Here is a 14,998-nt window from a genome sequence, read left to right as displayed (position 1 = left end):
ATGTCGGCGAGCCCCTGGGTGAGTACCGCACCGAGGGCTTGGACCGTCAGGGCCGCGGACCCTCTCCGGCATCGCTCCGGCAGTGGTCGCGGATCAGCTCCACCACCGTGTCGGCGGTGCGCGCCAGATGGGTGCGGCCGTCGGGCAGCAGAGCGCTCCGGCTGATGTAACTGCGCGGTCCCACGTGGGTGGCCGGATCGAACCGGTGCACCGTGACCTTGCCCCCGCGGGCGGCCCGGTTCCAACCGCTGCCCCGGAACAGCGGCCAGCGCTGCGGGAACATCCAGGTACCCACCCGCTCGATCCGGTCACCGGAGCCGGTGAGCCGATGCACGTGGTCGGCGCGCGTGAGGTCGTTGGCACCGTTGTGGAAGCCGCCGAACATGATGAGCAGCAGGGGGCAGCCGAGCCGCTTGCACAGTTCGTCGACGGCGCCGGTGGCCACCTGCGCACCGCCGCTGTAGCTCAGCAGGACGACAGGGATGCCGCTGCCGGGCCGGTAGCCGGCCAGTCGCAGCTGGGTGGCGATCTGCGAACCGACGGCCCTGTTGTACAGCGGTCGGTAGCGGCGGTCGGCGGCCACGAAGATCTGCATCACGTTGTGCAGGAAGAGCACCAGCCCCACGCGGCGGCGCAACCACGACCACACCGGCCGGTCGGCGAGCGGGTCGGCCAGCGGGGAGTAGGGCTGCACCTGGCCCAACACTCGCAGTTCCGGCGCACCGGCCAGCACGGCCCTGACCAACTGGCCGCCGTCGCGGCTGTCCCGGACGCGACGCTTGCCGATCCCGTCCAGATAGACGAGATAGGCGTCCGGAGGGCGGTCCGGGTCGGCACCCCGCGCGTACGGCACCCCCTCCGGCAGTTCGGTGACCGGGGCACGCCAGCCGGCGCCGTAGGCCAGCACCTCGTAGCGTGCCAGCAGGCCCTCGGCCAGCAGAGCCGGTCCGAGGGCGACGGCCCAGAGCAGGAAGTCGTTCATGGGGCCTCCGCCGTGTCCGCGGCGCTCATCCGCACGACCAGCCGCCGAACGCCCTCGACCGCGACGCCGAGCACCACACCGGCCACGGACACGCAACCGGCCGCAGTCCACCAGCCGAGACCGCTCGCCGCGGACAGCGGACCGGTCAGGCCGGCTCCCACCCCCACGAAGAGCAGGAGGTGGAGCAAGGAACCGAGCAACGGGAACGCCAGTACGGCCGAGAGTACGAGGGGCGCGACGAGGCCGGGCGTCCACTCCACTCCGTCACCGGGGGGCGGCGACCCCAGCAGGAGCTCGGCCAAGGTCCAGGCCGTCAGCGGCCAGAGCGCGAACACCGTGCCCTCGACGACCGCGCCGGCCAGGACCAGCCGGAGCATCCGGCTACGGGGCACCCCTCGCCGGCGTACCGCGACAGGCGTGGCGCGTCCGAGCGCCTCGGACAGCCCGGCCAGCATCAGCAGGGCGACGACGCCGGGTGTCATCGTCAGCCTCCCTGCGGATCGACAGGAGCCGGGTGCGCGGCAGCGGCCGGGCGCAGGTACCGTTCGAGCTCGTCGGCGGCGCGCCGGTAGCCGCCCGCCTCACGCTGGGTGGCCCGCAGCCCGGACGTGGCGGCCCGGTAACGGGAGTCCTCGAGGAGGCGCCGCGCGACGGCGCGCACGGAGTCCTCGGTGACGTTCTCCGTACGGATCGACAAGCCGCCCCCCAGGTCCACGACGCGCCGGGCGACCATGGGCTGGTCGGCTCCCTGCGGGACGACCAGGAGCGGGACGCCCGCGAACAGAGCCTCGTTGACGCTGTTCATGCCGCCGTGGGTGATGAACAGCGCCGCGCGGTCCAACACCTGAAGCTGCGGCACGGAACGCCGCGCGAGCACGTTTCCCGGCAGCTCGCCCAGGGCGGCGGGGTCGGTCTTCCCGGTGGAGACCACCACGGTCCCCGCCAACGGGGAGAGCGCCACGGCGAACGTACGCAGCAGCAGGGGATCGGCGTTGAAGACCGTGCCCGGCGAGGCGTAGAGCACCGGGTCCCGGAGCTGGTCCGTCGGGAACGACGGGTCGTCCGGCCGGGCACCGATGCTCGGGCCCACGAACCGGTAGGACCGGTCGAACTCCTCCACGGCGGGCTGGAACGCGCGGGAGGTGTACACAAGGTTCAGCGGCTGCCGGATGTTCGCCAGGTCGAGCAGCGGCACGCCCGTCGCGGCGAAGCGGCGCCGCAGCGCCAGCCGGGCCCCCACGTAGCCCGCCAGGCTCCGCGGGTGAGCCGCGGCCCCGGCCAGCAGTTCCCGCGAGGCGCGGGTGGGGCTGGGCACATGACGGTTGTAGGCGAACGTGGTGAACGACGAGACCGCCGGGACGCCGAGCGCACGGGCGGCGAGCGCGCCCCACAGGCAGGCGCTGTCGTGGACGATCAGATCGGGGCGGTCGTCGCGCAGGTCGGCGAGGACGGCGGGCAACACATCCAGAGCGGTGCGGGCGAGCGCCTCCATCAGCGTGATGGGCGCCGGGGGGTCGGGAAGGGGCTGGTCTCCTCCCGGGTAAAGGCGCACGGCCGCGCCGGTGGCCGCGATCTCGTCCCGAAAGGCGGGGGAGGTGTGGTAGGTGACGGTGTGGCTGCGACGGACCAGCTCGGCCGCGACCGGCAGCGTCGGGTTGATGTGTCCGTGCATGCCGATGTTGAGGAACGCGATGGTACTCACAGGCTGGCCCTCGCAGGGGTGGAACGCGGTGCCCGCCGCGTCCTCGCCGACGCGGCGGCGTCGTATCCGGCCGCCGTCGCAGCGGTCGGGTCGTCCTCGGCCCGGTACAGGCCCGGTCCGCTGACGCGGAGGTCGTCGAGGAAGCGGCCGGCCGTCGCGGAGGCTGCTTCGACGAGCCGCCTGCTGTGGCGGAAGCCCCGGGGTGCGGGCCAGACGTCCGTCCCGGTGGGCAGGACGACGGTCGGCAGCCGGCGGGACACCTCCGCCAGGTCCCGTTCGATCTGACGGTGCATGAGCAGCAGACCGGCCCGCGACGCGGCGGCACCAGCCCGTCGGGACGGCAGAGTCGCCGGCAGCGGTGAGCTCTCCGGGCCGGCCGCCGCCACCACCACCACGCTGGCCGCTCCGGCCCGCAGGGCGGCCCGCACCGGGACGTAGGCGATCACTCCGCCGTCCACGAGGGTGCGGCCCTGGCGGGTGACCGGGGGCAGGAGGCCCGGGATGGCCGCGCTCTTGAGGAGTGCGGTCGTGAGGTCACCGCGGTCGAGCAGCGCCGGAGCGCCGGTGACCCGGTCCATGGCCACAGCGGTGAACGGCACCGCCAGCTCCTCGACCCGCGTCGGCAGGCCGGCCCGGGCGATCAGTCGGCGCAGCCCCCGGTCTGTGACGATGCCGGCACGCGAGGCCGGAAAGCCCAGCTGGTACACGCCGCGGCGGCGCAGCTGGGTCCGCACGTGCTCCAACCACGGCGCGGCCCGGTCGGGATGCGCCGCCGCTATGGCACCGTTCAGCGCGCCCACCGAAGTACCGATGACCACGTCGGGACGGAAGCCGTGCTGCTCCAGGGCGTGTCCTACGCCCACGTGAGCCGCTCCGAGCACACCACCCGCGCCCACCACCACGGCCACGGGCCGGGGGAGGGCCGCCAGGCCGACCGGTCCCGAGCTTCTCGGTTCGCCCTCGCCAGAGCCGCTGCACGGTGACGGGGCCCACGGGTCCCGGCGGCGGGTCAGCATGATGGTCTACCTCTCTCACCCGCGGCGGGGCGTGGTATCGCTTCGCTGAGAACAGGACCGGACAGCATGCCGATCTGTGACAGCGGCTTCGTCACCGGACCCCGACGGTCCGGTAGGGAGGGCGGAACGGGCATCCCGGCTGGCCCGAGAGACGTCGTCCGCGCCCCCTCGACCGGCCCCGCTTCGCGCGGCGACACCACCGCGCCGGGCGTAACACGGCCCGTAGCCTGGCCTAAGACACAGGCCCTGTTCGAGCGTATTCAGTCAGATCTCTCGCCAAGATCGGTGAAAATTTCATCCACCGGGACTGCTCGATGACCCTATTGCGACGATAGAAGTGCGTTTAGGCCAGTGAAGCGGTGGGGCGTATTCCGGCCCGTGTGTATATGGCGTTCGAGGGGACGCCGCGCCAGTTTGTGTGCGTCTTGTGACAGCTTGTGTGCCGCTGGTGACCGCTGGGGTCGCCGGGTCTGACTTCCTGTGGGGGGGGAAGCTGATGCACTCGCGTGCTGCGCGCACGCCCATGTGGCGTGCCCGGAGAACACACAGAACCGCTCTCGTCTCCGCGATCACCACCGCTGCCGTGGTGATGGCTGCCGCGCCTGGCCTGGCGGCCACGCCGAAGCCGAAGCTGCCGGAGCCGGAGAGCCCGTGGACGAAACCGACGAAGGTCGAGGCCCCGGCGACACCGGCCGGCAAGACCAAGGCCCCCGGCTCACAGCCGGAGGCCAAGCCGTCGGCCGAGGTGACCGCCTGGCGCTCAGCCCAGGAAGCCCGCGCCACGGGCGCGAAGGCCAAGAGCTCCGCATCCCGGTCCGCCGCGGCGGCAGATGACTACCTGCCCGAGGGGCAGGGCGAGGTGCCCTGGCACCAGATCCTCGACACCCGTCTGAACGACGCCCTGGTCGCGCGGGTGAACGTCTCCAACGGCAACCTGATGCTCGCCGCGACCGACTTCGACATCGCCGGCGTCGGGCAGAAGCTCCAGCTGACCCGTACCTACAACTCCCTCGAGGCGCCGTGGGGGAAGGTGTCCCAGCGCTGGTGGCAGGGATACGAGCGCTACCTCCAGATCAACGACGGCGAGGTCGACGTCTTCGACGCCACCGGCAACCTGCTGCGCTTCACCGCGAATGCGGACGGCACGTACACGACGCCGACGGGCTACTCGAAGGACCTGAAGAAGAACGCGGACGGCACCTTCACTCTGACCGACCGCAAGTCCGGCTCGAAGGACACCTACAACCAGTACGGCACGCTGCTGAAGGTGACGGACAAGAACGACGGCACGATTACCGTCGACCAGCATGACGAAGGCAGCGAGCACAAGGGCTTCAAGCTCACCGAGACCCGCTCCGGCCGCTGGATCGCCCTGGTCAAGACCTACCCGAACCAGTGGCAGGCCACGGACCACACCGGCCGCACCGCCGTCCTCGACCTCGACGGATCCGGCAACCTCGCCAAGGTCACCGACACCGCCGGCAAAGCCACGGCGTACGAGTACGACTCCTCGCGCCGGCTGACGAAGGTGACCACGCCGGAGGGCACGGTCACCCTGTTCACCTACGACAGCCACAACCGCGTCACCTCCATGCAACGCGCCACCGGCACGTCGGGCAGCGGGCACACCGGTCCGACCTGGCGCTACGACTACAGCGCGGCCACCCCGTCGGACGCGGGCACGACGACGGTCACCAACCCGGACGGCGACGCCACCAAGTACGTCCACAACGCGGACGGTGAGGTCACCAAGGTCACCGACCCGCTCGGGCACTCCCGCCACTCCACCTACAAGAACCATCTGACCCAGACCGCGATCGACGCGATGGGCACCGGCACGGACGGGACCGGCGGCAACACCACCACCTACGGCTGGGACGGCCGCAACAACGCCGTCTCCCAGAAACTGCCAATGGGCGCGACGGCGTCCGTGTCGGCGTACCAGACGATCGCTGGCACCGACCTGCCCAACGACTTCACCTCTGCCGACGGCCGCAAGGACTCCTTCAAGTACGACACCAACGGCAATACCCTGTCGGTCACCACCTCGGGCACCGCGGGCGCGACCCGTGAGTACACCTACAACGATGCCGACCCGACGTGCGGTGGCTTCGAAGGCCAGCGGTGTACGGCCAAGGACGGCAACGGCAAGGTCACCTCCTTCACCTACGACGACCAGGGCAACCTGATCAGGGTGAAGCCGCCGGCGCCGCTGGGGGAGACCACGTACACCTACGACGCGCTGGGCCGGGTGGAGACGGTCGAGGACGGCCGCGGCATCACCACCGTCTACGGCTACGACTCCCGCGACCGCGTGCGCGAGGTCTCCTCCACCAACTTCACCGTCACCTACACCCACGACGGCGATGGCAACGTCACGACCCGTTCCGACGCCTCGGGTTTCACCAAGTGGAAGTACGACAAGCTCAACCGCGAGAGCGTGCGCACCCTGCAGAACGGCGCGCAGACCGCGCTCGCCTACGCCCCGGGCGGGAACGTCGACTTCTACACCGACCCGACCGGGACGACGGACTACACCTGGGACAAGGCCGGCCGCCTGGACTATCTGGTCGCCCCGGACGGCGCGAAGACCGACTTCGACTACAACAACAACGATAAGCGCACCAAGACCGTCTACCCCGGCGGCACCACCCAGGCCGTCACCATCGACGACAACGGCCGCCCCGAGCGCATCAAGACCACCTCGGGCACGCAGACCTTCGTCGACCTGACCTACAGCTACGCCAGCGCGGGCAAGGACACCACCAAGATCCGCACCCGCACCGACCACCTTACGAACCTCAAGACCAGCTACACCTACGACTCCCAGGACCGCCTCTCCTACGCCCTGGAGGCAGACTCCGCGGGTGCGCGGAAGGCGTCCTGGCTGTACTGCTGGGACAAGGCCGGCAACCTCACCAGTCAGGACGGCAGCAAAAACGCCTGCCCGGGCGGCACCACGTACACCTACAACGACGCCAGCGAGCTGACCGGGAAGAACGGCTCCACCACGGGCTGGTCCTACGACAAGCTCGGCAACGAAACCGGCGCAGCCAGCGGCACCGCTCGCACGGACGAGTCCTGGACCGACTACAGCCAGCTCGCCGGCATCACCACTGGCGGCACGAACTACGACCTGGTCCACGCCGGCACCACCAATGCCGAGCGCACCAAGCTCGGTTCGACGTGGTTCCACCACACCGCACTGGGTCTCGCGTCCACGACCACGAACGGTGTCGACACCGGATTCATCCGCGAGCCGTCGGGCACGCTGAACTCCATGACGACTCGGGGGAAGTCCTACTACTACCTCACCGACGCCACCGGCAACGTCCTTGGCCTCGTCGACGCCACCGGCAAGCGGACGCACACCTATGCCTACGGTCCGACGGGCACGCCCCGAGGTACCACCACCGAGGCCGCCCCCCAGCCGTACCGCTACGCGGGCGCCTACGCCGACCCGACCGGCTTGTACAAGATGGGCCACCGCTACTACGACCCCACCCTCGGCCGCTTCACACAGCCCGACCCCTCCGGCCAGGAAACCAGCCCTTACCTCTACGCCGCCGGCGACCCGGTCAACCGGACCGACCCCACCGGCTTGTTCAGCTTCTCAGACATTCTGGACACCGGTAGTAAAATCTTCGGCGTCGTGTCGGGTTGCGTGTCGGGCATCGGTGCAGCCGCATCAACCGGAACTATCCAGTACGCCGCTGCGGTCGGAGGAGTGGTCGGTGCCGGAGTTGGCAGCGCGGTCGGCGCCGGTGCCGCCGTGGTGGGCAGTTGTGCGTTGGGAGGCGTCGCGGGCTACTACGGAGCCGACGTCATCACCTACGGATGACGTTCAATCAGACGCCAACCAGACCATCTACAGGGGAGTGACGTAAGAATGACAGCGAGCGACGCCCCGATGACGGACGCTGTACGCGCTGTGCGGATCTTTTCCATCATTCTGATGGTGGGAGGTTTGAGCGGATGTATCGCGGGAGTCGCGACCGGTGACGCCGTTCCGATGGTGCTCGGGGCGATCGCCGTGGCATGTGGAGTGCTCCTGGCAGTCTTTGCCGTACTCGCCGGCCGCAAGGGCAAGTCCTGACTCCCGATCCGTGAGGTGTGACCCTGCGTGCTGCAGGGTGACGGCGTCCTTGAGCGGGGAGTGAACACACGGAGGCGCTCGGCCGAAGATCACGGCCGAGCGCCTTACGTCGGACTGCACAGCGGGCCCCCGCCCGGGAGAACGTCCGCGTCGCGGGCGGCACGCCGCACGAGATCTGGCACACCCCCGACTGTCCGGAGTGGACCGTCATGCAGATCAGCTTGGAGGCAGGCTCCCGGCGCATCAAGGAACAGGACGCGTGGGCCAAGGAGCTCTTCCCGACCGTGCACGAGCGGCTGAAGCAGGCTGCCGAAACCCTGCCGCCGGACAATCCCGTCCAGCCGTGCGTCGACGCGCTGACCGAGCTGGTCAAGGCGCAGGCCGACACCACCGGCTTCGTGGTCCTGCACCAGTGGGTGGAGATCCTGGAGCGCCACGTCCCGCCCCAACTGCCCGACCCCGAGCACACCACCGAGTAGCGGCGGCCGCAGGGGCCCGGCGGACCCGGAGCAGTCAGGCGGCGTCGCCGTCGCCGGCCGGAAGCTGAGGCCGGCGGACGTACGGCCCACAGGGGGCAGGTTAGGAGTCGGTGACGTGGTCGAAACCGCTCAGCAGCGGCGTCAGCTCCTGAGCACACCCGCACAGCGTGCACAGCCGCGTCCCCGGGTTCTCCGCGACGTCCAGAGCCCGCTGCACATCGAGCAGCGGCGCTCCCTCGGGTGCCTCCTCGCAGTCCGGCGCGTGCAGCACGCCCCGGGCCGGGCCCCGCCCTTCGCGGGCCTTCGCCAGGACCCAGCCCGAAGGCCGGCGCTCCCCGAGGACCTCGCAGACCGTCGACGTCGGCGGAGCCGGCGGGAGAGGCTCGCTGGGGACCTGGTCGTAGTCGACGCCGTCGACCGGCCGCACATGGTCGGGCGCCCGGACCCACACCCGGTACTCCGCCGCCTCCACGCCGCCGTCCTCGAGGTCCCGGTACGACGGCGACCCCACGAGGTACACCCACCCCGTCTCGGTCTGCCGCCGCCTCCACAACCGCGCCACGACCTCCTGTTCCGGCTGCCCGAGCAGCGGGTCGGCGGGCAGCACGACCCGCACCGGCACCGGCCGGGCCGCGTCGTTGGAGGGTGTGGTCACGGCCCCACGGTAAGCGCCCGCCGCCACTCGAAGGCCCGGTTACGCCGTCCGGTCAGTCGGTCGTGGGCGGGCCGATGTGCAAGGACCAGTCGCCGGTGTATTCGTCCAGGTCGATCCGCCGGGGCTCCAGGGCGTCGGCGTCGTGGACGTCGGTCCGGATGATGCGGCCGGTGCCGAGGTGCAGGGAGACCCGAAGCTGCCGGCCTATCCGGTTGGGCACCTCCAGCCCGATGAGCGGCAGCGACACCATGGAGCCGGCCTTGAGGACGAACGGCAGCTCAATGCGCTCCGTCTCGCTCCCGACCTGCACCGGCGCCGCGAAGTGCACCGACGGGCTGAACAGCAGCTGGGTACGCCGGGCCCGCTTCCACCCCACGCGCCGGACGGCTCGCAGCTTCCACACCGCCCGCTTCAGGCGATGCCCCGGGATGTCACGCCAGACGGAGTAGCCGACGATCGTCACGCGTATTCCGTGACCTGTTCCGGTGAGAACAGGCATGGCTCCGGGAGGTACCACTGGGACTGGATGACCGGCGGCTCGGGCGGTGCGTCGAGGAGGTCGGTGACAGTGGCGGCGGAGCGCCAGACGAGTGTGGTCGTGGGGTGGGCGCGTTCGGCGTGGTCGAAGGGACACCACAGGACCTGGAGGAGGTCCGCGTCGGGCGGGCACGGGAAGGCGACGTCACGGGCGTAGAGCTGGGCGACGGGGAGCAGGGGGATCGGGCCGTCGAACCACGGACGTCCCACCTTGATCCGCTCCCAGTTCTCCCGTTCCTCGGGGGTGACCTCGGGCGCCTCGGGGTCGAGCCGCAGCCGCTCCTCCGCAGCGGCGAGATCGCGGCGCAGCAGCCGGACATCGTCCAGCGAGTGGACCGTCTGCGACGCGTGCCTGTCGTGCGGCTCGTCACAGTGCGGCCACGGCTCGCCGGCGGGCCACAGGAGCGGCCCACCGACAGAACTGTCGTGCACAGTGGGCGACCCCGGCCGCGGGTGCAGCCGCGTGCCCGTCCGCACCAGCGGAGCCAGTTGAGGGAAGAGCGCGGCGATGTCGAACGGCCGCGGTGGAGTGGTGAAGATGGCGCTCATAACTGTGATGCTGGCACCAGCGACTGACAATGGGTGTACCGATCCTCGTCAGCTGCCACCAGATATGTTCCCTGAGTCAGTAGGCGGACCTGCATCGGCATCAGCCGCGCGCCGCGGCGTTTGGGCGACGCCCGCCACAAGATTTCCGGAGTGGTTTCCGCTGCCTGCTCTGAGTGCCAAGGCTGGGCCGAGCAGGCTTCCTTTCTCTGCTCAGACCGCCCAGAGGGGCTTGAGCGCTGAATCACCTGGGGGCGCAGTCCTTACCCGCTCTCGTGGCCGCCCAGTTTCTGAACGCGGGGGACCGGTTCACCCACGAGTTTGGAAGTCATCGAGTCGAGTGGGCAGCAGGTCATCGGCGGACCATGATGCAAACCAAGCAGCGGATTCACCCGATCAGCAGCTTCATGCTGCCAACGACTTCGGTGGGTCGCAGAGTTTTGGGCAGTCAGTCTCCTCGAGAAAGAGTGGTCATGAAGCGTACCCGTCGCACCGGTATACGGTGCTCGTTGTCGCTGGTCGGCCTGCTGTCCGCCGCGTCCCTGATGGCCGTTGGCCCGGCCATGGCATCCGAGAGTGGTGGCGGCACTGGATCCCACGAGGACACCAAGCCCACCATCGTGCTGGTCCACGGCAGCTGGGCGGACGCCTCGAGCTGGGATGAGGTCGTCCGGAGTCTGCAGCAGCGGGGCTACCCGGTGGTCGCCGCCGCGAATCCGCTGCGCAGCCTCTCCGGCGACTCGGACTACCTCGCCGCCCGACTGAAGACGATCGAGGGGCCCATCGTCCTCGCGGGTCACTCCTACGGCGGCGCCGTGATCACCAACGCGGCAGCGGGTAACCCGAACGTCAAGTCGCTCGTCTACATCGCCGGGTTCGCCCCGGACAAGGGAGAGACCGCCCTCCAGCTGGCAGCCAAGTACCCCGGCAGCCGTCTGTCGGACGACCCCGACGCCCCGGTCCCCACGGCGCTCGACGCCGTGCCGCTCGGCGGCGATCCCGCCGACGTCGACCTGTACCTCAAGCCCGACAAGTTCAACGAGGTCTTCCTGAGTGACCGGGTCACCGCGGCCCGGGCGAACGAGCTGGCCGCCACTCAGCGGCCCAGCACTGCCCGGTCGTTCAGCGAGCCGGCCGAGGCCGCGGCCTGGAAGACGATCCCGTCCTGGTACCTGGTGGCCACGGATGACCGCACCATCGGCACAGAGAACCTGCGGTTCATGGCCGAGCGGGCCGGTTCGACCACCGTCGAGGTCGACGCCCCCCACGCGGTCACGGAAACGAACCCCGACGACGTCACCCATCTGATCCTGCAGGCCGCACACGACTCCCGGCCCGGCCTCGCCCACACGGGCACCACCGAGCAGACCTTGCTCGTCGGCTCCGCCGCGGTCCTCGCCGTCGCATCCGGCACGGTACTGGTCGTACGCTCCCGTCGTACTGCGCACAAGTAGGTCGCAGCCGGTTCGTCGAGGGGCAGGCGCAGGCCACAGGTAGCCCGTCAGGGGTGTAGACGGCACGACAACACTGAGCGGGTGGAGGGGTGGACTGGCCCCACTCATCGCGGCACTGCCCGGTTGCCCTCGTGGGCCAGATGAGACGGAGTGATCGGAGAGCCGGGCCGGTGGTTCTCGGGACACGTCAGAGACCTTCGGCGCAACGTGTCCGACCACGCCCCCTGCCCCTTGCCGGAGACGCACGAGTGACAGGACGAGCCGACTTGACCCCAGACGCTGATAGTTCCGGACGGCGGCGACAGCTCCGAGTCAGCGTCTGGTTGCAGCCCGCGCTGATCTCCTTGTTTATTTTGGCCGCCTTCATCGCCTGTTACATCGGGCTGCAGCGAGATCCGAAGCCACATGGCCTACCAGTTGCGGCAGTCGGACGCTCACTTGCTGCCGGCCTGGAAGGGGGCTTGGGCGACCAGGTCAGCGTCCAGACAGCCACGAGTAACGGTTCCGCGCAGGCAGCGTTGGAACGACGTGATGTAGTGGCGGTTGTGGGCGGCGATGACCGGCGGTTGCACTTGGAAGTAGCGGGAGCAAACGGCGTCTCCACAACGGTTGCCGTGGAGCAAGCTGTGAAATCCTATGCGGCCAGAGCGGGCGCGCAGCTCACAATTCATGACGCCGTCCCGCTTGTAGCGTTCGACCGCAAGGGTACAGCTGGCTTCTATGTCGTATTCGGAGTATCACTGGCCGGCTTTGTCTTCGCCCAGATGACGTTGGGGGTGGTACGGCTGCTAGCGTCCGTTCACCAACTGGTGATGGTCGCTGTCTTCTCGGCCGCCTCCGGTCTGGTCGCTGCCGCTGTCGCAGGGCCCGCGCTGGGAGCGGTGCCCGCTCCGGTGCTCCCACTTACCTGTGCGCTCGCCCTGCTGACGGCTGCTACCGCTTCTGCGACGGTGATGCTCTGTACCTACCTTGGCACCTTTGGCATTCCGGTAGCCACGCTGCTCCTGCTGACCGTGGGAATCTCGACGAGCGGCGCTACTACGGGCGTAGACCTGTTGCCTCTCATCGCCCGGAGTATCTCTCCGTGCCTTCCTCCAGGTGCGGCCTTCCGTGCGGTCACTGATTTTAGCTATTTTGAGGGAGCGCACGCAGCGGGCTCCTTAATCGTTCTCGCAGTTTGGGCAGTGCTGGCTACGGCGTTGACTTTTGCGCACCCGTTTGTTCGCCAGTTGCGGCGGAGAATCTTCCATCTATCGGCCGGGCGCAACGCGTCTCATTGAGGGCAGTGGCATGTGCGTCCCAGAGTAGTGCTGCAGCCACGTAAGTTTGACACGCTCAGGTGGAATCCGGAGACAATAAAAGTAGAGCGCTAGTCGACTCTGAACCCTCGGGCCAGTAGCAGGGTAACGTCGTCTGCTGGAGCTTTGGAAGGCAAGGTGTTGATCACTAGGGTGCAGAGATCGTCCAAGGAATCCGCGGGTTGAGCCAAGGCATGCTTCACCCTTTCCATGCCAACGTCAATATCGTTTTGGCGGTCCTCAACGAGCCCGTCGCTGTACAAGGCGATCAAGCTGCCTGCCGGCAGTGCGATTTGGGAGGACTCGTACGGCATCATTCCGACACCGAGTGGCGTACCTGGCGTAATTTCGGGAAACGTGACGTTACCGTTTGTGTGGAGTATAGCCGGGGGTGGGTGCCCGGCCACTGCCAGCGTACATGTTTGGCCAACTGGGTCATACACTGCGTAAACACAGGTGGCGCCTTTGGGCCCAGCTGTCGAGTGGGTTTCTTGCTCGTTTGCACCTTCGTCCTCGATCAACCGGAGGAACGTTCTATCGAGCCGGGTCAGCAAGTCTCCAGGAGGCAAATCAAGATCGGCAAGAGTCCGAATGGCCGTGCGTAGTTGGCCCATCGTAGCCGCGGCGTTGATGCCATGCCCAACGACATCACCAACTACGAGGGCGAGTCGGCCGTCGCTTAGGCCAATAACGTCGAACCAATCTCCACCGACGCTGTATTCGGTGTCCGCAGGAAGGTAGCGAGCGGCCACTTCCATGGCGTCGCCACCGTGCACCTGGCGAGGTAGCAGACTGCGCTGAAGCGTGAGGGCGGCAAGTCTTTCCCTGGTATAGCGGCGGGCGTTATCCAGGCTGAGCGCTGCCCGAGCCACCAGTTCTTCAGCCAACTGTTGGTCACCTTCGTCGAATGGTTTCGGATTTTCCGTGCGCACACATACTGCCACTCCCAAAAGGACTCCGCGGGCATGTATGGGGAGGATCAGAAGGGAGTGCATGCCAAACTCGCGGATCTTTTCGGCACGCGCTGGATCGTTGTCCAGCCAGGTGTCCCGGGAAGCGTCTAGCGAGGGTTCAAGCAAGGAGCGGCCGGAGGACATAACTTGCATGAACGGCGATGCCTCGGGCACGTAGACTACTTCTCCCGTAGCCCAGAGCGACTCTGGAATGTCAGTGTGGATAGAAGCTCGGCCCGCACGGCGGAATGTAGGAATGCGCCCGTAAGAGAGTCCCAGTCGTGCCAGCGGCTCCTCGCCGAGACGCACCGATTCAGTCAAATCGATAGTTACGTAGTCGGCGAACAAGGGCACCATGAAGTCGGCCAGTTCTTGGGCTGTACGCATGACGTTCAGTGTCGTTCCGATATACGCACCGGCCTCGCTGACCACGTTCAGACGATCGTTGGATCGCCGTCTGTCCCCTGCGCCCAAGACCAACAGGCATACTCCTATAGGCCGGTCTTCGGTGTCCTCTAGCCGCACGAAACAGGCAGAAAGTGCCCGGTTGCCCTTACTGGTCGGCACTCGGTACTCGTGACCGATGGCGCACGCTCCGGTGGCGAGAACCTGACGCATCACCACTTCAAGTTCGGCACTATTACCAGCCAGTGCTTCTCGTGGTCGATGCCCCAGTCGGCGCTCTCGTGAGATCCCGTCGTAGCGCTCAAGGGCGGCGTTGGACCAGATGCACCGCATCTCTGCATCCCAGGTCGCGAATCCGAGCGCTGAGTTCACCAACAGGGAAAGTAGCCCACAGGAGCCATCCGCTTCAGAGAGTGACCCTGTTGGTCCCATAGATACCATCCTTCAAAGGTACTCGCTGCCAACAGTCCTCTCGCGACGAAAAGACTCATAGTTGGGGTGGCCTGTGGGAGGACCGGTCCGCGCGCGGATGTGTCCAACTGGCTCCTTACAGAGCAAGCATGGGAAGGGGAAGATCGCCCCACTTGCCGACGTTGTGTGCACCCTGAGGAGCCCAAGCGGTCCCGTTTTCCCCAGCTAATGACTTGTTGAGTGTTCGACGAGTCACCCACAGAATAGGTGCGTAGTGGCTCGGCACGAGCTGGTGGACACACAGAAGCGGTTCCAGGCGTTGATCGTCATGATGAGCCTCGCCAGGTCATGCTCGTCAGTTAGCTCGAGGCCTCGGATATGTCTCATCAGTGATGATCGACGCGAGATAACCGGACGGTTCACCCGGCTGCAGGACATCCACGACCAGTGCTGCGTGAACTGGT

General features: G+C 68.0%; 11 protein-coding genes and 2 pseudogenes. 4 read left to right on the top strand and 9 right to left on the bottom strand.

Annotation, left to right across the window (positions count from 1 at the left end; translation table 11 throughout):
- Nucleotides 1-46 precede the first annotated feature (46 nt).
- From Sru02f_RS20605 to Sru02f_RS20590, 4 genes are read right to left on the bottom strand one after another with little or no spacing between them, the layout of a single operon-like run.
- Nucleotides 47-982 (bottom strand): hypothetical protein, encoded by a 936-nt coding sequence (locus Sru02f_RS20605; protein WP_109032538.1) that lies wholly within the window; start codon nt 980-982, stop codon nt 47-49.
- Nucleotides 979-1,464 (bottom strand): hypothetical protein, encoded by a 486-nt coding sequence (locus tag Sru02f_RS20600; RefSeq protein WP_109032539.1) that lies wholly within the window; start codon nt 1,462-1,464, stop codon nt 979-981. Before Sru02f_RS20600 ends, Sru02f_RS20605 begins: the two co-directional genes overlap by 4 nt.
- A gap of 2 nt (nt 1,465-1,466) precedes the next feature.
- The gene (locus Sru02f_RS20595) at nt 1,467-2,684 is read right to left on the bottom strand and encodes a macrolide family glycosyltransferase (RefSeq protein WP_109032540.1); all 1,218 of its coding nucleotides are present in this window, start codon (nt 2,682-2,684) and stop codon (nt 1,467-1,469) included.
- Nucleotides 2,681-3,580, bottom strand: coding sequence for a patatin-like phospholipase family protein (locus Sru02f_RS20590; protein WP_373103740.1), 900 nt, complete (start codon nt 3,578-3,580; stop codon nt 2,681-2,683). Before Sru02f_RS20590 ends, Sru02f_RS20595 begins: the two co-directional genes overlap by 4 nt.
- A gap of 709 nt (nt 3,581-4,289) precedes the next feature.
- Between Sru02f_RS20590 and Sru02f_RS20585 the strand changes: the two genes are divergently transcribed.
- Nucleotides 4,290-7,541, top strand: a complete 3,252-nt coding sequence (locus tag Sru02f_RS20585; protein WP_167469583.1) for an RHS repeat-associated core domain-containing protein — start codon at nt 4,290-4,292, stop codon at nt 7,539-7,541.
- 464 nt (nt 7,542-8,005) lie between these two features.
- A complete protein-coding gene (locus Sru02f_RS20580; protein WP_167469584.1) occupies nt 8,006-8,275 on the top strand; it encodes a hypothetical protein in 270 nt (89 codons plus the stop codon).
- A 100-nt stretch (nt 8,276-8,375) separates the two neighbouring features.
- Here Sru02f_RS20580 and Sru02f_RS20575 read toward each other — a convergent pair whose 3' ends face one another.
- From Sru02f_RS20575 to Sru02f_RS20565, 3 genes and pseudogenes are all read right to left on the bottom strand, one after another.
- A complete protein-coding gene (locus tag Sru02f_RS20575; protein ID WP_167469610.1) occupies nt 8,376-8,897 on the bottom strand; it encodes a DUF6233 domain-containing protein in 522 nt (173 codons plus the stop codon).
- 85 nt (nt 8,898-8,982) lie between these two features.
- A complete protein-coding gene (locus Sru02f_RS20570) occupies nt 8,983-9,393 on the bottom strand; it encodes a hypothetical protein (protein ID WP_109032542.1) in 411 nt (136 codons plus the stop codon).
- 2 nt (nt 9,394-9,395) lie between these two features.
- Nucleotides 9,396-10,016, bottom strand: a pseudogene (locus Sru02f_RS20565) (hypothetical protein); the annotation flags it as partial.
- Between the two features lie 470 nt (nt 10,017-10,486).
- On the opposite strand from Sru02f_RS20565, the gene Sru02f_RS20560 reads away from it, so the two are divergent.
- Nucleotides 10,487-11,467, top strand: a complete 981-nt coding sequence (locus tag Sru02f_RS20560) for an alpha/beta fold hydrolase (RefSeq protein WP_244941872.1) — start codon at nt 10,487-10,489, stop codon at nt 11,465-11,467.
- Nucleotides 11,468-11,790: 323 nt separating this feature from the next.
- Entirely contained in the window at nt 11,791-12,747 is a 957-nt protein-coding gene (locus Sru02f_RS20555; RefSeq protein ID WP_159107545.1) for a hypothetical protein, read from the top strand.
- An 89-nt stretch (nt 12,748-12,836) separates the two neighbouring features.
- Here the strand turns inward: Sru02f_RS20555 and Sru02f_RS20550 are convergent, their stop codons facing one another.
- The gene (locus Sru02f_RS20550; protein WP_280524899.1) at nt 12,837-14,150 is read right to left on the bottom strand and encodes a PP2C family protein-serine/threonine phosphatase; all 1,314 of its coding nucleotides are present in this window, start codon (nt 14,148-14,150) and stop codon (nt 12,837-12,839) included.
- A gap of 33 nt (nt 14,151-14,183) precedes the next feature.
- A pseudogene (locus tag Sru02f_RS20545) lies at nt 14,184-14,555 on the bottom strand (PAS domain-containing protein); the annotation flags it as partial.
- Between the last annotated feature and the right edge of the window lie 443 nt (nt 14,556-14,998).

This window comes from Streptomyces rubrogriseus, from assembly GCF_027947575.1.
In the GTDB taxonomy this organism is placed as follows: domain Bacteria; phylum Actinomycetota; class Actinomycetes; order Streptomycetales; family Streptomycetaceae; genus Streptomyces; species Streptomyces rubrogriseus.
The sequence above is the reverse complement of the archived record's forward strand: the minus strand, read 5'-3'. Positions and strand labels throughout refer to the sequence as shown.